Source organism: Vitreoscilla massiliensis (assembly GCF_001457815.1).
Taxonomy (GTDB): domain Bacteria; phylum Pseudomonadota; class Gammaproteobacteria; order Burkholderiales; family Neisseriaceae; genus Vitreoscilla; species Vitreoscilla massiliensis.
On record NZ_LN898217.1, the window covers coordinates 235,388 to 260,577 of the forward strand.

Below are 25,190 nucleotides of genomic sequence, written 5' to 3' on the forward strand. Positions count from 1 at the left end.
CATCTTAAGTAGGGAAAACTCGGTGAAAAAACAAATCGCAATGGCGCTGATGTTGTCAGCGATGACTTATGGCGCATCCGCTGCCGAATTTATGAAACCCAATACCGAAATCAACAATGCCGGTAAACATGTGGTGATTAACATTCCGCAATTGCGTCTGTTCGTGTATGAAAACGGCAAATTGGCCAAATCATGGCCCATCGCCGTGGGCAAAGGCCGTACCCAAACCCCACCGGGCGAATACCTGATTGGTGTCAAAGCATTCAATCCGACTTGGCACATTCCCGCCAGTATCCAAAAAGAGCGTGCCGCCAAAGGCTTGCCAGCCATCAAAACCATCCCACCTGGTCCTAAAAACCCATTAGGCCCCGTGTTTGTGCGCTTTGGCGACCCTAAATTGGGTTTAGGCATACATGGCACCAGCGCGCCGTCGAGCGTACCAAGTTTTGCCAGCCATGGTTGCGTGCGTTTGCGCAGTGAAAATGCGTTGGAATTTGCCAAATTCATCGACAAAGGCTCACGCGTGTCGGTGTTGTACAATGAGTCGGCCTTGAATTTGGACGCCAGCAACAATTTGTGGTTGTCGGCTTACAAAGACCCGTACAATTTGAAAAAAATGAATCCTGCCGCGGTCAAAGCACAGGCGCAAACGATTGCGCAAAAATACGGCAAAACCGTGAATGAAAAAATGCTCACCCAAGTGTTGGCCAACCGTTCAGGCCAATTGAATTGCATTACCTGCGTTAAAGGTTCAGGCAAGGTACAAGGCGCGTTGCGCCCTGTGAGCATGACGTTCAAATCGCCACCGCCACCCCCTGCGAATGCCAATCCTACCCCATTGCCTTCTTCTGCGCCGATTACCGAGCCGGGTGACAATGGTGAAGATTACATCAAACCGCATACCCCTGTGGATTGGAGCAGCCAAAACGAAAGCCGCGATTCTTTTGCCCGTTTGTGGTAAATCGCGTTAGCATCAAAAAAAACAGGATGGGTTCTCCATCCTGTTTTTTTTATCATCACATGCGGCCTGTAAACTCAGGCCATACCGTTTAGTGGCCTTTTAAGGCGTAAATGGCAGACAGATTGCGCCAAGCGCCGCTCACGTCCATGCCGTAACCAAACACATAGCGGTTAGGCACATCCAAGCCCACATAATCGGCGGTAATTGGTTTTTCATGGTCGAGCAATTTGTTGGCGAAAACGGCGGTTTTGCATGATTTCGCACCCATGGCCATCACTTGTTCTTTGATGACGCGCATGGTTTGACCCTCGTCCAAGATGTCATCCAAAATCAACACATCGCGACCAGCAATGTTTTTGTCTTGTGGTGCGCGCGTCCAACTGAAGTTGCCGCCTTCCAATTTGTCGCCGTAGCGAGAAACGTGCACATAGTCAAAATCCAATGGGAAGCGCAACAATGGTAATAATTTGCCAGTGAACACCACCGCGCCGCCCATCACAGGCAACACCAAGGGATATGAATGACCCAAGTCACGGGTGATTTCGGCGGCCATGCGTGCCAATGCTTCTTCACATTGGGCCTCGCTGAACAACAAATCAGCGGTATCAAGTATGGATTGGGTTTCTTCGCGGTTGCGTGTCGTCATGGTGTGACTCCAAAATGGGCTCATTATACCGAGCTATGTGTTGAGATGAAATCAACAGGCGATTGAAAAAAAGTATCAATCACGCTCTAAACTGTTTGCGCATGTGCCACAGGCGTTTGCGCAGGCGAACTTCGTACAGCACAGAACTGAATCCCAGCAATAACAGTAACAAAGACAAAGGCAAGACAAAGCGGTATTGCACTTGGTGAAAACCCCAAGTTCCCAGCACGCCGCCGATGACAAAACTCACCACCAAACCGGTGCACAGCTTGAATTTGGACACGTTCACACCGTGCAAACTGAAGCGTCGTTGCTGCATGGAGTGAAACAGAAAGCGGGCGCTTTCGATGCCGATGTCGGTGACAAAGCCAGTCATGTGGGTGGAGCGGATGACGCCATTGGACAACATCGTCATCACCGTATTGTGCATGCCCATGATGAAGCACATCAACACCACCGTAATCGGCACCAACAATTGAAACCGCGCCAAACTGGCGCCAAGTAAGCCAAACAGCAACATATACGCCGCTTCTACCCACAAGGTTAATGCATACGAGCTGCGAAAGCGGGCGTGTTTCGCCCACAATATGCAAAACGCCGCATGGCAGGCGCCAGCGATAAAGCTCAACACCATCACCCCCGACACCCAGGCGATGCGCCATTCTTGCGTGTACAAATGGTCGGCCATGCGCGCCAATTCGCCCGACATGTGCGAGGTGTAGCGTGCCACCGCAAAAAAACCACCGGCATTGATGGCGCCGCCGATTAAGGCCATCACATAGCCAAACACACGGTGCCCAAAAGTATGCACATCGGCATGGCGCAAATGGGTAAGCGGCCTGTAAACCTTACGGCCAGTGGCAGGGCGGTGCATATTAGAATTGCTTGGCGCTGTCGAGCAGCAAGGTCACGGGTCCATCGTTGCACAGCGTCACTTGCATGTGGGTTTGAAATTCACCGGTGGCCACGGTCAAGCCATGGCCGCGCAGCAGCTTGGCCACCAATTCATAGCCATGGGTGGCCATTTCCGGACGGGCAGCTTGGGTGTAAGACGGGCGTCTGCCGTTTCTGGCATCGCCATACAAGGTGAATTGTGACACCAACAAGACCGCGCCATTGACATCCAATACCGACAAATTCATTTTGTCTTCGGCATCGGTAAACACGCGCAAATGGGCGATTTTGTCGGCGATGTAGCGCGCATCGCCATCGGTGTCGCCATTGCCCACACCGAGCAAGACCATCAAACCTTGCTGTATTTCACCGCTGAGGTGGGAATGATTGCCATCGACAACCTCAACTTGGGCATGGCTGACCCTTTGTACCACTGCGCGCATTGTGTTCTATCCATTTGATTCACATGGAATACATTGTAACAGAGTCGCGACGCAAAAAAGCGGCCTGTAAATGCTTTACAGGCCGCTTTCACACACACACGTGGCAACAGGCAATTAACGGACTTGGCTACCAATCACGCCGCCCAAAGCCGCACCGCCCAAAGTTGAGCCAGTATTGCCACCGATTAAGTGACCTGCAGCGCCACCGATGACCGCACCTGCGGCAGTATTGCGTTGTTGACGGTCTAAATTGGCACAGCCAACCAAAGACGCACCTAAGATTCCGATTAAGGCAAATTTTGCCACCAATGTTTTCATTGCTTGCTCCTATGGGCTGTCATCGCATATTCTGGGGCGATACAGCAGGTTGAACTTCTGACAGACGGTCTTATTTTCTGATGATTAGTGAATTTTGTCTGTGTGCCCGCGGTTAATCATGGTTAAAGCTGGCTAAGATAAGTTTAATTATTGCAATTTGAACGATTATTTTAGAGGTTTGTGCTCGAATTCTCACTAAAATGAAATACTCTGTTGATAAGTGGCGCTAGGACAAGCAGCATCGATAGCAAAATGCAGGCCGTGGCCTTACATGGGGAACGCACTGATATCAATGCGCAACAAAAAGCCGCTTGTCATCACAACAAGCGGCTTGATTACAGCAATGAAACGGTTATTGCGCCGACAATACCGGCGGGGTTTCGGTGACAAAGCCGACTTTGGTCAAACCCGCGTCTTGGGCGGCGGCCAGTACTTTGGTCAAAGCCTCGTGTTCCGATACCTTGTCGGCAGCGATGGCCAACACGGTTTCAGGGTCTTTGGCCAAAGCCTCTTTTAAGCGTTGGCTTAAGGCCTCAGGAGTGATTTCTTCGTCTTTATTGATGCCGATGTAGTATTTGCCATCGGCGGTAATGCTCAAACGCAACGGCTCTTTCGGCTGCTCTTTCAGCGGCTCTTGCTGTTTCTCAGCCGCCGTCGGCAAATTCAATGGAATCGAGTGCGTGAGCACCGGCATGGTCACCATAAACACAATCAACAACACCAACATCACGTCTACCAATGGGGTGACATTGATTTCTGCCATAGGCGTGTCGTTACCGCCGTCATTCATAGAGCCAAAAGACATGGTGTGCTCCTAGTGGTTTTTGTCAGCCAATTGCGCATGCAAATCATGGGCAAAGCTGTCGAGTTCGTTAGACAGGGTTTTGTTGCCGCGCACCAAGGCGTTGTAAGCCAATACCGCAGGGATGGCGACAAACAAGCCAGCAGCGGTGGCCACCAAAGCCTCACCGATGGGGCCGGCGACGGCGGCAATGCTCATTTGGCCAGAATTGGAAATGTTCACCAGCGCGTGGTAAATGCCCCATACCGTACCGAACAAACCGATAAATGGCGCGGTGGCACCAACAGAAGCGAGCGTGGTCAGGCCGCTTTCAAACGGGCGCAAGGCCTTGGTCATGGCATTGCGTATGTGGCGCACCATATAGGCATCGAAAGAAATTTGTGCCGACAAATTGCCTTTGTTGCTGCGCTCTTGAAAGGTGTTTTTGCTGTCTATCGACTCGGTAATCATTTGTGCCAACGGTGAGTATTGCGGATTGGCGATGCGCTGTGCTTCTTCAACCGACGAGGCTTCCCAGAATTTTTCCGCTTCGATGCGGTTGGCTTTTTTGGCCTTGATCAAGCGATAAGAACGCCAAATGATGATGGTCCAAGTGGCAATGCTCATCGCTACCAATAATAAGAAGACAAAAATCAGAACACCATCGCCCTTTTGAAATACCAAACCTAAGTTCATTTTAAAAAATCCTGTTTCAAATCATTCGTATTGCTGCCGCATTCCTTAACGGAAGTACCACAGACCTATTTGTTAATCTTAAAGGTATAAGGGCGTGAGTAAGCATTTTGTACGGGCACGCCGCCTTTCATTGCCGGCTTAAACTTACACGTCTTCGCCTTGCGCAGCGCCGCTTTATCCAAACGCGCTGAACCACTGGAACCGACCACCTCTACACTGATAATGCCACCGTCGGCACCCACAACCCAGCGCACACGCGCCACACCGGATTCACCTTTGTCTATCGACTCTTGCGGGTAATCGGGACGCAAACAACTGTCTGAGCCGGCTATTTTCACGCTGGTGGTCGGGCCATCGCCGCTGCCACCACCGGCACCTTTGCCGTCGCCACCGCCTTTATTGCCGTCACTGCCTTTGCCACTGCTATTGTTGCTGTTGCCCGTGCCTTGCGGCGAGTTGCCTTTGCTTTGGTTATTGCTGGCCAAAGCCTGATTGTTGGCTGGCTGTTGGCGTTGCTCCGGTTTTTGCTCAGGCTGTCTGTCTGGCTTGCGCTCAGGCTCAGGTTTGCGCTCCGGTTTCAGCAAAGGTTTGGGGTCGGGCTTGCGTTCGACCACAGTGTTTTCCTGCGGTTTCTTCACAATGGTGCGCTTGATTTCTGGCTCAGGCGGACGCTCACGTTTGGGTTCAGGCTTGGGCTGTACCACTGGCGTCGGTGCGGCCGCGGCAGCAGGGGCGCCGCTGCTGAGCTCAACAAACGTCAATTCCTCTTGCGGCGCCACCAATTCGGCAGGTTTGTCCTCAAAATTGGACAAAGCCCAAATGCCAGCGATGTGCAGCAAGCTTACGGCAGTAATGGTTAAGGCAAAGTGCGTGTTTTTTTTCATGGTGGCCAATTGTAACTGAGAATGGTTTTTATTAACAAGCGATTTGGCACACAATATGGCATCGCAACAGCAAAAATCTGCTGAATATACAAACCAAAGCAGCGCAGGCATCGACAGCATGGATTTGAGGCGGCAAAATAGCGTTTCCGTGTTATCAAGGTGAGCAAGTGGCTGTTTCGCAGTGGTTGTTGTTTGTGGTGAGCACGTTTTTTATTTCGGCTACCCCCGGTCCCAATATGTTATTGGCGTTTCAATATGGTCTGAATTACGGTTTTAAGAAAACCGTGTGGACTTTGGCGGGTTTGACCTGCGGGCTGGTGATTTGGTTGGTCTTGTCGATTTCCGGCGTGGCGGTACTCAGCCAGAAGATGCCAGTGGCGTTTGAAGCATTCAAATGCATGGGTGCGCTGTACTTGGCTTATTTGGGTTGGCAAGCGTGGCAAAGCAAGGGCAGCGAGATGCAAAGCGATGCCGAGCATGTGGTGCCTACGCCGTCGAAATTGTTCCGCATGGGTGTGGCGGTATCGCTGTCCAATCCGAAAGCGATTTTGTTTTTTGCCGCGTTTTTCCCCAAATTTGTCGATGCTTCCTTGCCGCAAGGTCCGCAATACTTGGTGTTAACGCTGTCGTTCTTTGTCATCGAAACCATATGGCAATTGATTTACACCGTCAGCGGCAAGGCCTTGGCGGCGTGGTTGCAACAAGGTCGCCGTTTGCAAAACCTGAATCGTGTCTGCGGCGCCATCTTTATTGTGATTGCCATCAGTTTGCTGTGGGACAGTGCCCATACCTTATTGGGTTAATCTTTATAGACTAACAAGCGGCCTGTAAGCCATATGTGTGCTTACAGGCCGCTTGTTTATTTGGCCCATGGCTAGGATTAACGATATTCACTCTGTTGATGCGGTTAAAACACCATAGGTAAGCACTTTGCCATAGCAAGCGGCCTGTAAATCCATTAAAGATTACAGGCCGCTTATTAATGCTCAACTGGTTTACAGCGCTTCCCAATACTCGCTGTGCAATTGCAATTCGTATTGGCCGCGCCATTCGTTGGCGACCATGCGGTAGACCATGCGGATGCGTTCGGGCAAATCTTCCTCGCAGCGGAAAAACATTGCCTCCACTTCGGCGCTGCCTGTTTTGCGCACGCCGGCTTTCTTGTGGTTCACACCGACCGCACGCTGCCATGTCACCTCAAATTCATCCACAAACATCGGCGGTGCAAAACCTTGCCCCCACACTTCGGCGCGCAATTGTTGCGCGGCCTGTAAGCACAAAGTATCGGCATCCAGCGCGCCATCGGTAAGGTAAGTCTGAGTCAAATCGTCGTGGCTCAACTGCTCGTTCACCGCTTGCTCAAAGGCGGCCTGAAATTCGGGCAAAGCCGATTCGGGCAAACTCAAGCCGGCCGCCATCGCATGACCGCCGAATTTGCTGATCAGATGGGGATGGCGTTTGGAGACCAAATCCAAGGTGTCGCGCAGATGCAAGGCAGGAATCGAGCGACCAGAGCCGCGCAATTCGCCATCGTCACCGGGGGCAAACACGATGGTGGGGCGGAAATAGCGTTCGCGCAAACGCCCTGCGACGATGCCGATGACGCCTTGGTGCCAATCGTCGCGAAACGCCGTGACCGTCATTTGGCTGTCGGCGACTTGGAATTCGGGCAGGTTGAGCGCTTCTTTGAGCATGGATTGCTCGATGCCGCGGCGTTCGCGGTTGAGGCTGTCCAGTTCGGCGGCCAAGGTTTGCGCCGTTAATGCATCGTCGGCGAGCAAACAGCGTATGCCTATGCTCATGTCGTCCAAACGGCCGGCGGCATTGATGCGCGGGCCGATGGCAAAGCCCAAATCAAACGGCTCGGCTTTGCGGATGTCGCGTTTGGCCACCTCAAACAAGGCTTGTATGCCCAAGGCGGCTTTGCCGGCGCGCATGCGCTTCAGGCCTTGCGCCACCAAAATGCGGTTGTTGTGGTCTAGCTTCACCACATCGGCGACCGTGCCCAAGGCCACATAATCCAGCAATACCGCTAAATTCGGCGCGGCTTGGTTTTCATAGCGGCCTGTAGCCTTGTAATGCGCGCGCAGCGCCAACAACACATAAAACATCACCCCACAGCCAGCCAAATGCTTGCTGGCAAACGTACAGGCCGGCTGATTTGGATTGACGATGGTGCAAGCGGGCAAACTGTCGGCAGGCAGATGGTGGTCGGTGACCAACACGTCTATGCCCAATTCTTGCGCCCGCGCCACGCCGGCCAAAGAGGCAATGCCATTGTCGACAGTAATAATGAGCTCGGCCTGGAGGGCAGCGGCTTCTTCCACAATTAAGGGCGTTAAGCCATAGCCGTGTTCAAAACGGTTGGGCACCAAAAAATCCACTTTGGCGCCAAACATGCGCAAGCCTTTGATGGCAATCGCGCACGCAGTAGCACCGTCGGCATCGTAGTCGGCGATGATGAGCAAGCGCTTGCCCGCGTCTATCGCTTGCGCCAATTGTGTCGCCGCCGTGTGTATGTGTTTGAGCTCGCGAAAATGCAGCAATTGCGCCAATTCATGGCTGGTTTCATTAACGCTGTGAATGTCGCGCGCGGCATACAATTGCGCCAACAACGGGCTGATGCCAGCGGCTAGCAAATCGCTGCACAGTTGCTCATTGCGGCTGCGGGTGAGGATGTGCGGTTTCATTCGGCAGATGCGGCCTGTAAATAATGCGCAAAGCCGTCACCGCCGCGTTTCCAAAACGCCAAACGGTTGCGTTTGTGCGCTTCGCACACCAAGCCTTGTGGGCCGTCGGTGATGAGGGTGATGCTTTTGAGGCTGCCGTTTTGCAAGGCCGCGTCCAGCGGTTGCAAAAAGCGCGTGTTCAAGTCGGCAAACGCGTCTTGGTAGCCCCAAATGTCGGCAAACATGCTCGGCGCTTCCAAGCTGTTGAGCCACAGGTGCGCCGCTGCGGGCGTGCCGATTTCGGCCAACCACGCTTGCGCTGCCGCCCAATCATACGGTGCATCGGTTTGCTGACGGGCTTGGCCTTGCAATAAGGGCGCATCGCTCATCAAGGCAATGTCGGCGCTGCACGGTGTTTCAGACGGCAAATCGCGCCAAAACCACACGCCATTCACTTCGGGCTGGTAAGTGGCTTGGCGCTGTTTGTTGACCGGATGTTGTGCCAACAGCATTTGTAACTCGGCCTGTAAAGTCTGCAATTTTGCCACCATGTGCGCATCATCGCTGTGTGGGCGCGGCACGGTTTTCAATTGGCCTTCGATGTCGCACACCGGCGGCAAATACCAACTCGGTTCACTCGGGCAGGTCACCAACCACAAATACTCGCGGTAAGGCAGAAATTTGTAGCCGCTGTCGGCGTTGAAGGCATTGAAGTCGCGGCAAATGTCGACCGCTTCGCGTTTGCTCAGATTCAGATTGCTGCCATCGCTGATGCTCATGCTGTGTAAGTCGACGCGCTGCAACACGGGGCTACAGAAAAACGCGGCTTGATTATCGGGCAAACCCAGCTCTTGTTTGCACTGTGCCAACAAGCTGCTGTGGCTCATACACTGAGCATATAACTGGCTGCGGCTGCACGCGTGAGTGGTGGTGTTGCCAAAACGCAACCAATTGTCCAGTGTTTCGGTTGCCGTCAATTTCGGCGTTTGACCGGTGGCGGCAGTGTGGGGCCATAATAATCCAGGCAGATAAAGCGACAGGTGCATGAGCAAGCATCCCTATGGAGACAAGACCGTCATTCTAACCCATCGCACACACAGCGTGTACTGGCGATGGTCTGGGTTTGGCGGCGGGAATTTGAGCAAACACACCTGCATCTGAATGTTAAGTGTGTTGATTGCACTGGATTAATTTTGGTCACGCTATTGTAAAGTGGTGGAAAAAGATTAGATTCAGGCCGACAAGTGGTCTTATAATTGTCACCATATTAATGAATGATAGATTTGCGCCGCCGAAGTTCGTTTGACGGCGCATTTGATATTGAAGGATAAAACCCCGCGTGTGGAATTTAAAACAATCAGCTACCGTTAAAAAAATGCGTTGGACCGCAGTGCCTGTTGCCATGGCCTTGTTCGGTTCGGTAACGGCGTTTGCGGTCAGTGATGCCAAAGAAACCCACAAGCCAGAATTCACCAAAGTGGTGGAGCGGTTGGCTAAACCGAAATTACAGCAACAACCATTGGTCGAAAGCTATTGGCGTGAAGAGCAAGTGGCCGAAGGTGAAAATTTCAACTCATTCTTAAACCGTTTGGGCATCAGCGATACCGAAGTGCACAATTTATTGGCGCAAAAAAGCTTCAGTCCCGATTTGGTCAAACTGCGTGCCAACCAAATGGTCAGCATCCAAGCCGACAACAAAGGCGGCTTGAGCGCGATACAGTTTTTCAGCGACGATGACGATGGCGAAAAAATCTTATTGGCCTTGGAAAAAGTGAATGGCACATGGCAAGCCTCTGCCAACGAGGTCGAAACCGTCACCTTGCCGACTTTGCGTGCGGTCAATGTGGTGACGTCTGCACGCGGTGCGTTGGCGCAAGCGCGTGTGCCAGTGGAAATCCGAGAAGCCATCAGTGAAATCTTCAGCGACAAATTTGAGCTCGATGATTTGAAAGAGGGCGACACCGTGCGCGTGTTGTACGAGAGCCATTATTTCCGCGGACAAGAAGTGTCTACAGGCAATATTTTGGCCTTGGAAGTCGGCAAAACCGGCCGCTTGTACCAAGCGTATTATTTTGACCACGGCGACAATACCGGTGCGTATTACGACCACCGTGGCAAAGCCTTGAGCAAAGGCGAATTCGCCAAAATACCGGTCAACGCCACCCGAGTCAGCTCGCCTTACGGTACACGTTTCCACCCAATTTTGAAGACTTACCGCATGCACAGCGGCATAGACTATGCTGCACCGAGTGGCACCCCGATCATGGCACCTGCCGATGGCGTGGTGTCGTTTGCCGGCGTGAAAGGTGGTTACGGCAATGCGATTATGCTCAATCACCGCAAAGGCATGGAAACCTTGTACGGCCACATGAGTGCGTTTGTGTCTGGCGTCAGCGCTGGTAAAGCAGTGAAAGCCGGTGATGTGATTGGTTTTGTTGGTTCTACAGGCCGCTCAACTGGCCCTCATTTGCATTATGAAGTGCGCATCAATGGCCAAGTGGTCGATCCGTCTACCGTGGCTTTGCCAGCGCGTACCTTGAGCAATACCGAAGTGGCTGCGTTTAAAGGTCGAGTGAAATCTGCCGACCAAAAAATCGCGGCGATACGCGGTTTGCCAGTGATGGTGGCACAACTGGATTAAGTCCGTATTAACGGTGTTTTAATCGCGGCCTGTAACGCTTTACAGGCCGCTTTTTTGTGTTGTAAACAAGGTGTGATTTACAAACCTTTGAATTTATTTGATAAATTTACAATTACTTAACACACAGCTTGGGTACTATCCGTCCTTTCGTAAATATTTCATTCTTAAGGATAAATCATCAATGCTGAAGTCATGGATGACGGGTTATGTTGCCGCCGCAGCATTGGTAGTGCCCTTATTTGCCCTCGCGGCGCCCAAGCCTATTTCTGCTTTAGAGCGCCACCATTATTTAATGCAAGAAACCCAATCCCACAAACCTTCGCGTTTTTTAAACCAAAACAGCGTCGCTAACAGCAGCGAAGTGGGCTTACAAAAAACGGTGGTGGCTTCCAAAGGCAAAGGCTTGCAAGTGAATGTGGCGCGCGCCACGTCTGAATACGGCACCCGTTTCCATCCTGTGTCCAAACGCTATAAATTGCACCAGGGCGATGATTACGCCGCGCCAGCAGGCACACCCATCATGGCGCCGGCAGCTGGCATTGTGTCGTTTGTTGGGCGTAAAAATGGCTATGGTAATACCGTGATGTTGCGCCACAGCAAAGGCCAAGAAACGCTGTACGCACACATGAGCCGCTTTGGTAAGAATTTGAAAGTCGGCGATGTGGTACAAACTGGCGATAAGATTGGTTATGTTGGCTCTACTGGCATTTCGACTGGGCCACACCTGCATTTTGAAGTGTGGGTGGATGGACAGCGGGTGCGTCCTGCCAGTGTGAAGCTGCCAAGCAAAGCACTCAATGCCAGCGATGCCGAAGTGTTGCGCACGTATTTGAAGCCTACGGGCAAAGCGGCGAAAACCATACAGCTTTAATACCGTATCAAATCTGAGTGTGCGAGTGTCACTATCAGTGTGAATGCGGCCTGTAAGCCATTACAGGCCGCATTTTGTGTTTGTATGCCCATTCATTAACACAGATTTAAACTATTTTAACCACGATACCAGCGTCATTAACATTGGGAGCAGGTATGATGAGGGTGTCTGTCAGACTCCATTCAAATATTAGGAAAATAACATGAATGCATTGAAATCTTCTTTGCTGGGTTTGACCGCGGCTGCGGTTTTGGGTGTGTCTGCAATGGCTGTGGCCGAAACCAAACCTGCTCCGCAACAACGTCCACAACTGACTGAACAACAGAAAGCCCAAATCGCTGACCGCCGTTTTGATCGCCGTTATGGTGATTTGAACTTGAGCAAAGCGCAACAAAGCAAAATCAAAGCGATTGAAGAGCAATACCGTCCACAAGCGCCTGCGCCTGTCAGCGATGCCGAACGCCAAACATGGGCGGCCAATGCTGAAAAATTGCGTCAAGCGCGTTTGAGTGTGATTCAAGGCAAAACCTTTAACGAGGCTGCGGCCCAACAACTGTTCACCCAAGAACAGGCTGTGCGCGCTGAAATGCAACAAAAACACCAACAACAACGCGCCCAAGGCGAGTTGAACCAATTGCGCAAAGAACACGCGATTTTCCAAGTATTGAACAAAAAACAGCAGCAACAGTATTTGGAACAAGCGAAACAACCGCGTCCGATGATGCGCAACAATGGCCCGAAAGGCAAACCACACCACCGTGGCCCAGGCCCACGTCGCATGGATGCCCCACAAGCCGCACCTGCCAAATAAGGCATTGGTCATGACATCCACCCTGTTGTTCATCCAGACAACAGGGTATTTTATTGGGCGCTGCTAGCCTGTGTGCATAAGCAGTTCCATCTTGGACTTGGTCTGCGACAGAACTTACGATGGGCTTACAGGCCGCATTCGGTTACAGTAAGGCATTGCTTCAGGGGCTGAACATGAATCAAGCACAGGTTTACGCATTTGTGGATTTGGAGACCAGCGGCGGCAGCGCCGAACATGACCGCATCACCGAAATCGCCATCATCCGCGTCGACGGCGAGACCGTCAGGCGCTACCAAACCTTGCTCAATCCGCAAACCCACATTCCACCTTTTATCACCGCCATCACCGGCATAGACAATGCGCTGGTGGCCGATGCACCGACGTTTGCGACCGTGGCCGACGAGGTGTGGACTTGGCTGCAAGACTGCATATTCTTGGCGCACAATGTGCGCTTTGATTTTGGTTTTCTCAAACAGGCATTTGCGCATGTGGGCAAGGATTTTAATCCCGAGCAATTGTGTACGGTCAAGTTGTCGCGCCGCCTTTATCCCGAACACAAACATCACGGCTTAGACCAATTGATACAGCGCCACGGTTTGCGCATGCCACAGCGCCACCGCGCCATGGCCGACGCCGATGCGATTTACCAATTTTGGCAAATGGTGCAGCAAAGCTTTGATGCCAAAACCTTACAGGCCGCTTGTCAGAAGGTGATGAATCGGCCGAGTGTGCCGGTGCATTTGCAGGCGCTGAACATAGACACGCTGTACAACGGTTATGGCGTGTATGTGATTTACGGCGACAACGATGCGCCGCTGTACATAGGCAAAAGCAAAACCGTGAAAACGCGTTTGTTGGCGCATTTTCGCAACGATGTGCGCAGTGGCAAGGAAATGCTGTTGGCGCAACAGGCGCGGCGCTTGCAGATTATCGAATGCGCGGGCGAAGTCGATGCTCTCATCACCGAGGCGCGCTTGGTCAAACAGTGGCAACCGAGTTTGAACCGCCGTTTGCGCCGAAAAGATGCGCTGTACAGTTGGCAATGGCAACGCGGCGATGATGGTTTTGATGGCTTGGTCTTGGTGGACGCGGCCACTGCGGTGTTGGATGGTTCGAGCGTGTATGTGGGCTTGTGGCACAGCCGCAGTGAGGCCAAAAAGCAGCTCAAATCGTATTTGGAACCGAGCACGCTGTGTTGGCAATGCTTGGGTTTGGAAGCCGGCATGACAGGCTCGCCGTGTTTTCGTCAGCAAATCAAACAGTGCGCTGGTGCTTGCATCGGTTTGGTTGAAGCGGCAGCGCACAATGCCGAATTGGCTCGGCGCTTAAAACCACATCTGTTGGCAAGCTGGCCAGTGGACGGTGTGGCGGTGTTAATCGAGGAACAGCGCTGGCATGTGTTAGACGATTGGCGTTATTTGGGCACGGTCAGCGATGTGCATGAGGCGACGGCGCTGTTGGCACAGCCACGGCCACGCTTGGACAAAGACATCTACCAAATCCTGTACAAACACCGCGCTTTATTGCATCCGCTGGCCAACATGCTCTAAGCGGCCTGTAAATATTAAATCAGCTGGATTAAGGTCTAAGCAAACCCTTGCACAGCCGCAATTCAACACAGTGCTGAGCCACACAGATGACAAATAGAGCAAATTTCTTTATTCTCACTCGCTTGTTTTGACCATTTTGGGACGCTATGAACATTACCCACATCTTGGCCACGGAGTTGGCGGCCAGAGCCGAACAGATACAGGCCGCAGTTGGCCTGTTGGACGAGGGCGCGACCGTGCCATTTATTGCCCGTTACCGCAAAGAGGTGACTGGCGGCTTGGACGACACACAATTGCGCAATTTGGCCGAGCGTTTGCAATACTTGCGCGAATTGGTGGAGCGCAAAGCCACCATTGTTAAGAGCATAGACGAGCAAGGCAAGCTCACGCCGGAATTGGCGGCGCAAATTGAGGCGATAGACAACAAAACCGCGTTGGAAGATGTGTATTTTCCGTACAAACCGAAACGCCGCACCAAGGCACAAATTGCCCGCGAAGCCGGTTTGGCGCCGTTGGCCGAAACGCTGTGGCACACACCGACCACCGACCCTGAAACCGAAGCGGCCAAATATTGGAATGCCGAACACAATATCGCCGACAACAAAGCGGCTTTGGACGGCGCACGCGCGATTTTGATGGAGCAATTCGCCGAAGATGCGGCCTTATTGGGGCAATTGCGTGAGCGTTTGTGGCAAGTGGGCGAAATACGCAGCGAGGTGGTGGCAGGGCAAGAACAAGGCGGCGAAAAATTCCAAGACTATTTCAAACACCAAGAATTGTTGCGTGCCATTCCATCGCACCGCAGTTTGGCCTTGTTGCGCGGGCGCAATGAGGGCGTGCTCAGCTTGAAAATCGTCTATCAACCTGATGACACGCCGATTACCGAGGCGAGCGAATTTGAGCAAACCATCGCCGCACATTACGGCATTGCCGACCAAAAACGCGCTGCCGACAAATGGCTGAAAGACACGGTGCGCCTGACATGGCGGGCGAAATTGTTCTTGTCTTTGGAGCTGGATGCGTTCAATCGTTTGAAAACCGAAGGCGATGCGGCAGCGATTACCGTGTTTGCGCGCAATTTGAAAGATTTGCTATTGGCTGCGCCAGCCGGCCGTTTGGTGACTTTGGGTTTAGACCCCGGCATCCGCACCGGCGTGAAAGTGGCGGTGGTAGACGATACCGGCAAATTGTTGGCCACCGACACGGTCTACCCGTTTCAACCGCGCAATGACAAACACGGCGCGATGGCGAGTTTGGCACGATTAATCAAGCAACACGGTGTGCAATTGATTGCCATCGGCAATGGCACCGCCAGCCGCGAAACCGACCAATTGGCGGCCGAGGTGATGAAGGCTTTGCCTGAAGCGGGCGTGCACAAATTGGTGGTGTCGGAAGCCGGTGCTTCGGTGTACTCGGCTTCAGAATTGGCAGCGCAAGAATTCCCGGATTTGGATGTGTCTTTGCGCGGCGCAGTGTCGATTGCGCGGCGCTTGCAAGACCCGTTGGCAGAGTTGGTCAAAATCGACCCGAAATCCATCGGTGTCGGTCAATACCAGCACGATGTCAATCAAGTGCAATTGGCGCACAGCTTGGATGCGGTGGTGGAAGACTGTGTGAACGCGGTCGGCGTGGATGTGAATACTGCCTCAGCACCGTTGTTGGCACGCGTGTCGGGTTTGAATGCGACTTTGGCGCACAATATCGTCGCCTATCGCGATGAAAATGGCGCCTTCAAAAACCGCAAACAATTGAAAAAAGTGCCGCGTTTGGGTGACAAGACGTTTGAACAAGCGGCCGGCTTCTTGCGCATTCAAGGCGGCGATGAGCCGCTGGATGCTTCGTCTGTGCATCCCGAAGCCTATCCTATCGTGGCGAAAATGCTTGCCGACACTGGTAGCAGCGCGGACAAATTGATTGGCAATGTGACGGTTTTAAAGACTTTACAGGCCGCTCGTTACATTGATGCGCAATTCGGTTTGCCGACGGTGATGGACATCTTGAGCGAATTGGAAAAGCCCGGTCGCGACCCGCGCGGTGAATTCAAAACCGCCACCTTCACCGATGGCATAGACGACATCAAACATTTGGTGGCGGGCAGCATCATGGAAGGCGTGGTCACCAATGTGGCGGCGTTTGGCGCGTTTGTCGATATCGGCGTACACCAAGACGGTTTGGTACACATCTCGGCCTTGAGCAAGACTTATGTGTCCGACCCACACACGGTGGTGAAAGCCGGGCAAGTGGTGAAAGTGAAAGTCTTGAGCGTGGACGTGGCGCGCAAACGCATCGCCTTGAGCATGCGTTTGGACGATGACATTGAAAACACCGGCGCACGTGGCCAAGGTGCGGGCAACGAGGGCAAGCGCGAACAACGTGGTGCGCCACGCGGCAAACGCGAAGAAGCACCGGCCAACAATGCGATGGCGGCGGCATTTGCCAAACTCAAGCGTTAAAAGAGTTACAGCAGACTTTGCAGCGATGAGCTGTGTCAGTCACCAACAAGCGGCCTGTAAGCATTTACAGGCCGCTTGTTTGATATCAAAGCGATGAGCCTGTGGTTTTAAGTCACAGAAATGTGTGCCATGCGCAGTATCCGTATCAGCACAGTTATTGAGTATTGGTGTGGGAATGAATCAACACCGTTAATGCAGTGGGTGTTTTGAAGCAGAACTAGCGGCCTGTAAACCTTTACAGGCCGCATTTGTATTGATTTGAGCCGCTAAGAAGGTGGTATCTGCCAGTGTGTCATCCTGTTGCCATAACACCGCAAGTGCTGTAACAGCTCAGTTTGGGCGAGGTTTATCAGAAACTGATAACACTGTATTGGATGCAATAGCATGATACAAACCCAGTAAAACACAGCATCGCAACAGCAATGCGGCCTGTAAACATTTACAGGCCGCATATTTAACATCGTTGACAGGCAACAGTTTAAATCGTAAAAAACAAAGTCATCACCAAGCGGCGCACGTCTCTGGCTTCGCGCACATCGACCATCAATACCGGAATGTCGTCGCGAAATTCTTCCGTCACGGCTTGGTAATATTCCAAGTCGTGGTTGGGATTTTTCTTGTCGACGCGGTTGATGCCAATGACCAAAGGGATGTGTTCATCGATGATTAAGCCTTTGAACGCATTCAGGTAAAAACGCAAGTCGGCGGCCGGGTCGGGTGCGGCGGCGTTAATCAATATCGCCAAACCCATACTGCCTTTACTCAAAATCTCCCACATGAAATCAAAGCGCTGCTGACCGGGGGTGCCGTACATGTGCACTTTGGTTTCTTCATCCAATACCACCGAACCATAATCCATGGCGACAGTGGTTTGGTCTTTCATGTTTGCAACATCATCGGACGGTCGCACCTCAGTCAAAATCGGTGCGTCGTCACTAAAAGCTTTAATCAATGTGGTTTTACCCGCACCCACAGGACCGGTAAAAATGATTTTGTGTTCAAACATGCTGTCTCCACCCTTGCTCAGGGAAATCTCAAGTGTGACTTGGACGGCAGTATCAGCTCGCTAGTGTGCCTGACGTCCAGGGTAAAAAGTTACGCGGTACCGGTTTCTTAAACCATTTAAAATAGATTTTATCGTAAGTTCCGTCAGTATAGATTTGTTTCAGGCCGTTATTTAACTGATCACGCAATTTTGTGTTGCCTTTTTTCACAGCGATGCCGATGCTCACCTGCGGTGCATCGGGCAGGGTAAACGCTTTGGTCGGAATGTCGGCATAGCTTAAGGCAAAGTAATCCATCACCGCACCGTCACCAATCACCGCATCGGCATTGTCGGCAAACATTTCTTTTAAAGCCAAAAATTGGCTGTCACGCGTGATGATGTTTTCCGCTGCCACACCGTGTTGGATGGTCATGTCTTTTTGAGACGAACCAGCCAAGGCCGCGACTTTGCGCTGTTTGCTGACCAAGTCTTGGTATTGGTTGATGTCGGTATTGCTGGCTTTAACCAAAAATGTATCACGCATGGTGAAATATGGGTAGGTGAATTCGTATTGTTGCTCACGCTCGGGCGTCATGTTCACGGTGGAGATGATGATGTCGCGTTCGCCGTTGTTGAGCGTGTTCAAAATCCCCTCCCACGGATGGGTTAACACGGTGACATTGAATTTTTGTTTGGCGGCTATGGCATACATGATGTCCATGTCAAAGCCAATGGATTGACCGTTTTCATCGCGAAACTCAAACGGGGCATACGAACCCATGGTGCCGACCAAATAGGTTGGGGCATCTGAGGGAATGCTGCTGTCCATGTATTCTGAGGGTTTGGCGATGTTGGTTTCAGCGGCACTGTTTTTGTCAGCATCCGCTTGGCACGCGCTCAATAAGCCCACACTTAACACCCAACCCAATAATGAACCCAAACGGCGATAGGCAAACATGTTTTCTCCTGTTGTGACTGGCAAGCTGGTGCGAGGCATTAAGATTTACGCAATGAAATCACGATGGCCGCTTGGTGTTTGCGCCATTCCAATGGAATCACAAACGAGCGGTCTTTGCGTGGCAACAAGATTTCATCGGGGATGCCACGGATGACGATGGGCACGGAAATTTGAAACTGCTCACCAAATTCACTGCGGGCATTGCCGGCAATGGTATTGGCCACTTCGCCGACCAAGTCGGTCATATTGTCTTCAGACAGGTCAGGCTCATTGATGCTTTGCAACATGTGCGCCAGCAAGATGCGCGGGGCGGTGAAATACACGATGCCGGTATTGTTGCCAGAAATGCCGATGATGCCGGTGTAATCATGGGCGGCAGGCATGTTGTTTTCCACCAAGAAAGGCGTGCCGACGATGATTTCTTCTTTGTCGATTTGACTGAAGTAAGTCTGCGCGCCTTCAATGAAAATTCGTAATTTGTCTTCTTTCATAATCAATCCTGCACCAATTCGTTTAAGGCTTCAATCAATTCGTCTTCGGTAAATGGCTTACAAATAAAACCACAAGCGCCCAGTTCTAAGGCTTTGATGCCGGTGGATTTGTCCGATAAGGCGGAAATCACCAAAATCAGCGTGTCAGGATTGATGGACATGATGTTGTTGATGCATTCCAAGCCATCCATTTCTGGCATGGTCAAATCCATCGTGATCACATCAGGACTGTGTTTTTTGAATTGGTCTAATGCTTCCACGCCGTTGCTGGCAGTGGCGACGAGTTCAAATTGCATGGCATTGAAGCCACGTTTAATCCGATTGCGGATGATGTTGGAATCATCCACAACCATCAATTTATACACCATGGTATGGCCTTATCGGTTAAGGGTTGAGTGGGAAGGTGAAGCTGAAACGGGTAAATTGGTTAGGCTGTGAATGTATGCCTATCTTGCCGCCCAATTTTTGCACTCGGTCTTTGACCAAGTCCAAGCCCACGCCACGACCTGCATCCTCATCGGTTTGGCCATAGGTAGAGAAGCCTGAGCTGAACAGCAAGCCCAACAATTTACGGTTATCCCATGCAGCGATTTCTTTGGCAGAGTACAGGCCGATGGCGATGGCGCGTTCGCGTATGGCTTCGTAATTGATGCCTTGGCCATCGTCTTCGATGATTAACTGCGCTTGGTTTTCGGTTTGTTGCAATTGAATTTGCACATGGCCCATAGGATTTTTCTTCTTGGTGCTGCGCAGACTAGGCGTTTCGATACCATGCACCACGGCATTGCGCAAAATCTGAATGGCAATGTCACGGATGGCATTGTCTATGGCCGGAATCGATGTGGTTTGCTCCAAGTCTTGCGTGGTCACGCGCACTTGTTTGTATTGGCGTTTGGCCAAGTCTTGTGCGAATTGCTGCAGCTTTTGCGCCATCGCTTTGCGCGGTGCTTGCGTTGGCTCGGCCGCGTGTTGGGCGGCGCTGCTTGGGCTGATGCGTTGGTTCAATTGGTCAATAATTTGCGTGAGCTTAATCAATTCATCCAAAGACACGGCCAAAGGCAAGAAATCATCGCCTGAGAGGTTAGGCTCGGCCTGTAAAGCCTTAATTTTGTCTTCAAACGCATTGCTCACATTGGTAAACGCAAACAGATTCAAGCTGGAGGCAATGCCTTTGACGCTGTGTATCTCACGGAAGATTTGTTTTAATTTGCCATGCAAATCGCTTTGGCTGGTACCGCCGGCTTTTAAGACATTGTTAATGGTGACGTTGTGTTGGTTCACGGTGCTGATGAAGTCGTTAATCAACAAGGCATCGGTGTTCAAAATCGTCGTCAACATGTCGATTTGCAAGTCGTTGTTTTCACGTTCTTGCATCAAACGCTGTTCCAGACGCACGGTGTCGGTAATGTCGGCCACGTTCACCAACACGCGGATGATGTCACGGCCGCTGTACACGCGTGAGAATTGGAAGTCCAAGAAGCGGGTGCGTTGGTAGCCAGACAAATCGTCCACGCTGGTTTCAATGCGCGACAATGGATTCAAGTCGGCAATCAAGCGTTCTTTTACCTTGGGGTTGTACAACTGCTTGATGAAACCACGGGTGGTGGTCATGTCTTCATCCGAAATCATGCTTTCGAGAATGTCGGTAAAGTTGCGTCCACCGATTTCGCGGTGACCAATAATGCCTTCCAATTCTTTGGAGTATTGGTGACCGATCATCAAGTCTTCGTCCAACAAGAACAGGCCGGTTTTTACCGTGTCCAAAATCTCGGTGGTTTCACGGCGCGCCTCATTCGCTTGCGCATCCGAGTTGGTCAGACGGCGCACGAAGTACAGCATAAACACGATGAAATACAAGACCGCCACACTGATGGCGCCCATTTGTAAGTAACGAATCAAGGTCGCTTGTTTGTGTGAGGCCGCATCCACCGCCGTCACAATCGCATTACTGCTGTTGTAAATCGCAATCGACGCACCCTGAGCCGAGTCCACCGCTTGGTCCAGAATCAACACCGGCGCACGCAAATTGGTGGCGACTTTCAGGTATTGGTCGAGTTTGCCATTGAGCAGCGTCCATTGGGTGTCGATGATGTCCAGATGGGTTTTATTCGCTGCGCTCAAGGCATTGACCGAGAAGGTGTCGCCCTCGGCATTGCTGATGTCGCCGCTTTGTTTAAACGCCAACAGAATTTTGGAAAAGCTTTCCTTACTCTTGGACAAGCGTTCTACCGTGGACTGAATGTGCGGGCTGCGGATGTCCTCACCTTGGCTCAGCTTTAAGTCGTATAAGTCACGGGTAATGGTTTGGGTCAGGCCGCGCAATTGCTGTGTCGCCGCCACTTGCGCGGCATTGCGTTCAATCAAATACGAGGTATAAATATTGAATACCAATACGGCAATCACCAACAGCAAGAACAGCAAAATGGATTTAATCAAGCCGCTATAACGTGCAATAGCCGCTGAATTGAATGTAATACGTCTTGCCATAACGGTGAACCTCGGTTTCTATTGTGTGCAAAAAGTGTGTCGCTGTTGGGTAGTGCAGGTGGTATTGCGAGTATGTGTATGTATTTGTTATGAATTAATAATGTTTATTAAGATTATTAATTCATTAACCCTCAAGTTGTCGCAAGAATATGCTATTCAGTTTACTTTTTGCAGAATTATCATTATCTTTGTGTATTCAATTTGAATATCTGCAAGCAGAAAAACTTGGCTATCCTAGTGGGGCTTAAAAAAATAAGCAACCATTAGAATAATTATTTAGTTTCTATAAAACAAAGTCTTGTTAAGTAAAATATAGATTATTAATGACAAATGGAAACTTAAATTGCATAAAATATTTGCGCATGGTCAAACAAAATTGAAAAAAACTTTATAAAGTGGCTAAGAGCATGTAGGGCTGCGCTAAGCTGTTTCATTTCACCAAAACACAATTGTAAAGTTAGAGCAGTTCAATACAATTTTTTACAAATAGAGCCAAAATTTGCAGTATGCTAAGTGGCTAAATGAATCACAGTTCAGCAAAAATACAAGCAGCACCAACTACGACAAGACCCACCATGATGGCTTTCATCGGCAATGATGCAAGGGTCAGACCAGCAGTCCTTCGACACCATGGCAGTAACAACACAGTTGCAACGCGAGTTGATTTTGTGGGCATCGCAAAATGGCTGGCCAACATCAATCAAGACAGGTTTTGCCAACAGCGGCCTGTACCATAGCGAAGAAGGGTGAAATCAACGTTGATGAAGAGAAGTGGATAAGGCAAACATGAACACACTCAAGCTGATATTGGGTTTAGGCGGTTTGGCAGAACCCAACCAAGCCACCATGGCCACGGCGCACACCTTAAGCGACAGCCACACCATTTGGCTGAACAGTCCACACCCGCACGACGCTGCCACTTCGCATCCGAATCATCTTTATACTCACATTGACTTTCCCGCGTTTGACGGCGCCGCTTTGCAAGCGAATGCGCGTGAACGCGGCATGAACATCCCCTTATTCACTCCAACCGTGTGCGCGACCTCGAGACGGGTGGCGCGTTGGTATTTTTGGCAACACCAAGCCTTGCTGTGGTCGGCTTGCGACGAGGTCATTGCTAAGCGGCCTGTAAATACGTTGGTGCAATTCATGTTGCTCATTGATGCCGGCGACCATTTGGCCAGCAGTCTGTATGTGGATTGCCTGTACCAAATTCGCCAGCGCTATCCGCAAGTCAGTTGCCATTTGGTGTTGTTGATGCCACATCCCGAACACGAAGATGTGTTGCTCAAGGCTCGTGCTGGTGCCTTGATGGCGGAATTGAATGCCTTGGGGCAACGCACTTGGCAGCCCAGCGATTTGCACACCAAGCAAGCGTATGTGTTGTCACAGCCATTGTGGGATAGTGCCCATGTGCATGGCTTGCCGCAATACCCCGAAATCAGCACCGATTACTATCAGCTATTGGCCCATGTGCAGGCCTTGATTGCGCCCAAAAGCAGTGAGCACCCGTTACAGGCCGCATGGCAAGACGAGCAGAACAAGCGCCACAGCAAACCCAAAGAGCCGCGTTTGCCGCGCATGGTGTCTTCCATGCAAGTGTCGCTGCAATTGAACATGGGGCGCTTGCATTTGGCTTTGCAACAACATGTGCAAGCACATTTACTGCAAGCCTTGGCCGATGCCGAACACCAAGCCCCAACAGCGACATTGGATGTGGTGGCACAGGCTTGGGCTTTGGATGAGCAAGCCTTATTGCTGAATGTGGCCAGCGGCGACGGCAACACGCCGGCGCCCGAACCCATCGTTAAAGAATGGCAAAAGCGCGGTGATTTTTTCATCCAACAAGCGCGGCCACACGACGGTGCTTGGGACGAGCAAATGCGCAATCTGCACGCCAATTTTCAAAAAGTGTATGAAAAACACTTTCGCGGCATGGGTGCGGAGCTGTATTACTCGTTGTCGCAAACGCGCATGGAAAATTGGGTGGCGCAACACATGTTGAAAGTGGAGCACACGATGTGGTCGCAATGCCTGAGTGGCAAGGTGAGCGTGGCGGTGTTGCTCAACCATTTTGCCGACATCCACAGCCATTACCGCCAATTACAAGAACATTACGAAATCGAGCAACGGCGCTTGGTGCAAGCGATAGACGAGCGCCGCAAACATTGGCACACCATCATGCAGTCGTGGGAGGCTGCGCCCAAACGCGACCGCGCCAAGTTGCAACAAGAATACCATTTGAATTTCATGAACCAATTGTTGGTGGAATGGTTTACCTGGCAATGCGAGTACAAGGCGGTGTCGTTTGCGTTGTATTTCATACAAAGCCTGTTGCCCGAATACCAACACATCCAAGCCAGCTTGCAACACATCACCGCCATGTGGCAAAAAGCCGCTACCAAGCAACAGCAATTGGCACACGGCACTTGGGTAGAACAACAACAGCAATGGCTGCAACAAGTGGGGGTGGAAAACAGCCACCAATACCTGTTGCAACCAGACGCGAGCATGTTGCAAGACTTGCTGCAAACATGGCAGACCCAAGCCCCAACATGGTTACACGAAGTCACCAGCACATGGATGCGCCGTTTGGGCAATTTCGCCACGTTTGAGCAATGGCAATTGTGGTTGCAACAAGGGCAATGGCAAAGTCTGACCGCGCGCATCGCTCAAGATTGCAGCCGTCAATTGATACAAGAACAGTGCACGCCAGCATTTTTACAGGCCGCATTTGCCAAACGCGTGGCCATATTGAGCAACATGCAATGGCAGCAATTGTGCAAACATGCCACCGATACCTTAAGCCGTTTGTACCAGCGCAATATCCAGCCTTTGGGCAAGGTCTTGTCCGAATTCAGTGCCCAGCAAGCGTGCGTGACGGTGTTGTATCCTGCCGCCTTAGAAACCAGCGAGGCAGTGACACAATTGCTAGAGGCGGCGACGCAGCGTTCACCTGCACCGGTGCAAGGGCGGCTCAGCACTTGCGCCGAGCGCATCGAAATTCTGTTGACCAGCACATGTTATTTGCCCGAATGGTATGGCCATGCCGCGCTCAGCGCCGCTTACCGCAGCTGCACACAGGAAGACAAATCGCTGTGGTATTGGCATGTCGATGGTGAGATTCCGGTATTGCGTGAGGCGCTCTTTGTGGCCGAAGCGCGCAACCGCGATTTGATCCGCCAGCAATTGCTGTTGGCGCAAGTGTTCAACCATTTGTATTTTTGCAAAGACCACTACAACCTCAATTTGGCCGATGGCGAGTCCGACATCAGCATTGCTGCCAATCATTTGGCCGAATTGGTCGAGCGCATTCCTTTGACGCTGGTCAGAAAAGTGCTACTTCGCAACCGTGCACTGCGCGATGGTCAAAACATGCCGGCTTTGAAATACATGCACAAGCAATTGGACATGATTTTGGCCGATTTCAGGCAACACATTTTGCCCGCAGGCGTGGATTTGGCCGATGCCGATTGGAAAGACGCTGGCCGCTATGTGGTGTGGGTGCGAGCGGTGCAACACATCAAGCAATATTGGTTGCCGCAAACTGCCAAAGAAACGGCAGTTTCAGCCAGTTCTTAATTTACCTGATTCAAAATGCGGCCTGTAAACAGTTACAGGCCGCATTTTTGGGCTCTAGGCGCTTAAATC

Annotated in this window: 22 protein-coding genes; 8 read left to right on the plus strand and 14 right to left on the minus strand. The window is 51.4% G+C overall.

Annotated elements, in window-relative coordinates; genetic code table 11:
- Positions 1–22: 22 nt before the first annotated feature.
- Complete coding sequence (locus tag BN3003_RS03435; protein ID WP_058305333.1) at positions 23–961, plus strand: L,D-transpeptidase; 939 nt, start codon at positions 23–25, stop codon at positions 959–961.
- A gap of 88 nt (positions 962–1,049) precedes the next feature.
- Here the strand turns inward: BN3003_RS03435 and BN3003_RS03440 are convergent, their stop codons facing one another.
- From BN3003_RS03440 to BN3003_RS18745, 7 genes are all read right to left on the minus strand, one after another.
- Positions 1,050–1,607, minus strand: a complete 558-nt coding sequence (locus tag BN3003_RS03440) for a hypoxanthine-guanine phosphoribosyltransferase (RefSeq protein WP_058305334.1) — start codon at positions 1,605–1,607, stop codon at positions 1,050–1,052.
- Between the two features lie 79 nt (positions 1,608–1,686).
- On the minus strand, positions 1,687–2,481 hold the full coding sequence (locus BN3003_RS03445; protein ID WP_058305335.1) for a YoaK family protein: 795 nt from the start codon (positions 2,479–2,481) through the stop codon (positions 1,687–1,689).
- Between the two features lies 1 nt (position 2,482).
- Positions 2,483–2,944 carry a D-aminoacyl-tRNA deacylase gene (gene dtd / locus BN3003_RS03450; protein ID WP_058305336.1) on the minus strand — a complete coding sequence of 154 codons (462 nt, stop codon included), beginning with the start codon at positions 2,942–2,944 and terminating at the stop codon, positions 2,483–2,485.
- Positions 2,945–3,058: 114 nt separating this feature from the next.
- Entirely contained in the window at positions 3,059–3,262 is a 204-nt protein-coding gene (locus tag BN3003_RS03455) for a glycine zipper 2TM domain-containing protein (RefSeq protein WP_058305337.1), read from the minus strand.
- 352 nt (positions 3,263–3,614) lie between these two features.
- Positions 3,615–4,067 carry an ExbD/TolR family protein gene (locus BN3003_RS03460; RefSeq protein ID WP_058305338.1) on the minus strand — a complete coding sequence of 151 codons (453 nt, stop codon included), beginning with the start codon at positions 4,065–4,067 and terminating at the stop codon, positions 3,615–3,617.
- A gap of 9 nt (positions 4,068–4,076) precedes the next feature.
- Positions 4,077–4,739 carry a MotA/TolQ/ExbB proton channel family protein gene (locus BN3003_RS03465; RefSeq protein WP_058305339.1) on the minus strand — a complete coding sequence of 221 codons (663 nt, stop codon included), beginning with the start codon at positions 4,737–4,739 and terminating at the stop codon, positions 4,077–4,079.
- Positions 4,740–4,804: 65 nt separating this feature from the next.
- The gene (locus BN3003_RS18745) at positions 4,805–5,623 is read right to left on the minus strand and encodes an energy transducer TonB (RefSeq protein WP_159061378.1); all 819 of its coding nucleotides are present in this window, start codon (positions 5,621–5,623) and stop codon (positions 4,805–4,807) included.
- Between the two features lie 167 nt (positions 5,624–5,790).
- Here BN3003_RS18745 and BN3003_RS03475 point away from each other — a divergent pair, with 167 nt between their 5' ends.
- Positions 5,791–6,426, plus strand: a complete 636-nt coding sequence (locus BN3003_RS03475; protein WP_058305341.1) for a LysE family translocator — start codon at positions 5,791–5,793, stop codon at positions 6,424–6,426.
- Positions 6,427–6,618: 192 nt separating this feature from the next.
- Here BN3003_RS03475 and recJ read toward each other — a convergent pair whose 3' ends face one another.
- Both recJ and BN3003_RS03485 read right to left on the minus strand, forming a co-directional pair.
- A complete protein-coding gene (gene recJ / locus BN3003_RS03480; protein WP_058305342.1) occupies positions 6,619–8,313 on the minus strand; it encodes a single-stranded-DNA-specific exonuclease RecJ in 1,695 nt (564 codons plus the stop codon).
- The gene (locus BN3003_RS03485) at positions 8,310–9,338 is read right to left on the minus strand and encodes a hypothetical protein (RefSeq protein ID WP_058305343.1); all 1,029 of its coding nucleotides are present in this window, start codon (positions 9,336–9,338) and stop codon (positions 8,310–8,312) included. Before BN3003_RS03485 ends, recJ begins: the two co-directional genes overlap by 4 nt.
- Before the next feature lie 293 nt (positions 9,339–9,631).
- On the opposite strand from BN3003_RS03485, the gene BN3003_RS03490 reads away from it, so the two are divergent.
- From BN3003_RS03490 to BN3003_RS03510, 5 genes are all read left to right on the plus strand, one after another.
- Entirely contained in the window at positions 9,632–10,933 is a 1,302-nt protein-coding gene (locus BN3003_RS03490) for a M23 family metallopeptidase (protein ID WP_234333006.1), read from the plus strand.
- A 181-nt stretch (positions 10,934–11,114) separates the two neighbouring features.
- Entirely contained in the window at positions 11,115–11,804 is a 690-nt protein-coding gene (locus BN3003_RS19275) for a M23 family metallopeptidase (protein ID WP_082625525.1), read from the plus strand.
- A 202-nt stretch (positions 11,805–12,006) separates the two neighbouring features.
- Entirely contained in the window at positions 12,007–12,615 is a 609-nt protein-coding gene (locus tag BN3003_RS03500) for a hypothetical protein (protein ID WP_058305345.1), read from the plus strand.
- Between the two features lie 173 nt (positions 12,616–12,788).
- Positions 12,789–14,165, plus strand: coding sequence for an exonuclease domain-containing protein (locus BN3003_RS03505; RefSeq protein ID WP_058305346.1), 1,377 nt, complete (start codon positions 12,789–12,791; stop codon positions 14,163–14,165).
- Between the two features lie 146 nt (positions 14,166–14,311).
- A complete protein-coding gene (locus BN3003_RS03510; RefSeq protein WP_058305347.1) occupies positions 14,312–16,618 on the plus strand; it encodes a Tex family protein in 2,307 nt (768 codons plus the stop codon).
- Between the two features lie 478 nt (positions 16,619–17,096).
- Here the strand turns inward: BN3003_RS03510 and BN3003_RS03515 are convergent, their stop codons facing one another.
- The 5 genes from BN3003_RS03515 to BN3003_RS03535 are packed head-to-tail and all read right to left on the minus strand — an operon-like array spanning position 17,097 to position 21,539.
- Complete coding sequence (locus BN3003_RS03515; RefSeq protein ID WP_058305348.1) at positions 17,097–17,624, minus strand: GTP-binding protein; 528 nt, start codon at positions 17,622–17,624, stop codon at positions 17,097–17,099.
- A 52-nt stretch (positions 17,625–17,676) separates the two neighbouring features.
- Positions 17,677–18,561, minus strand: a complete 885-nt coding sequence (locus BN3003_RS03520) for a transporter substrate-binding domain-containing protein (RefSeq protein ID WP_058305349.1) — start codon at positions 18,559–18,561, stop codon at positions 17,677–17,679.
- Between the two features lie 38 nt (positions 18,562–18,599).
- Positions 18,600–19,052 carry a chemotaxis protein CheX gene (locus tag BN3003_RS03525; RefSeq protein WP_058305350.1) on the minus strand — a complete coding sequence of 151 codons (453 nt, stop codon included), beginning with the start codon at positions 19,050–19,052 and terminating at the stop codon, positions 18,600–18,602.
- Positions 19,053–19,054: 2 nt separating this feature from the next.
- Positions 19,055–19,420, minus strand: a complete 366-nt coding sequence (locus tag BN3003_RS03530) for a response regulator (protein WP_187119840.1) — start codon at positions 19,418–19,420, stop codon at positions 19,055–19,057.
- A 16-nt stretch (positions 19,421–19,436) separates the two neighbouring features.
- Positions 19,437–21,539 (minus strand): ATP-binding protein, encoded by a 2,103-nt coding sequence (locus BN3003_RS03535; protein ID WP_058305351.1) that lies wholly within the window; start codon positions 21,537–21,539, stop codon positions 19,437–19,439.
- Positions 21,540–22,325: 786 nt separating this feature from the next.
- Between BN3003_RS03535 and BN3003_RS03540 the strand changes: the two genes are divergently transcribed.
- Positions 22,326–25,121 carry a hypothetical protein gene (locus BN3003_RS03540; protein WP_058305352.1) on the plus strand — a complete coding sequence of 932 codons (2,796 nt, stop codon included), beginning with the start codon at positions 22,326–22,328 and terminating at the stop codon, positions 25,119–25,121.
- Positions 25,122–25,190: the final 69 nt, after the last annotated feature.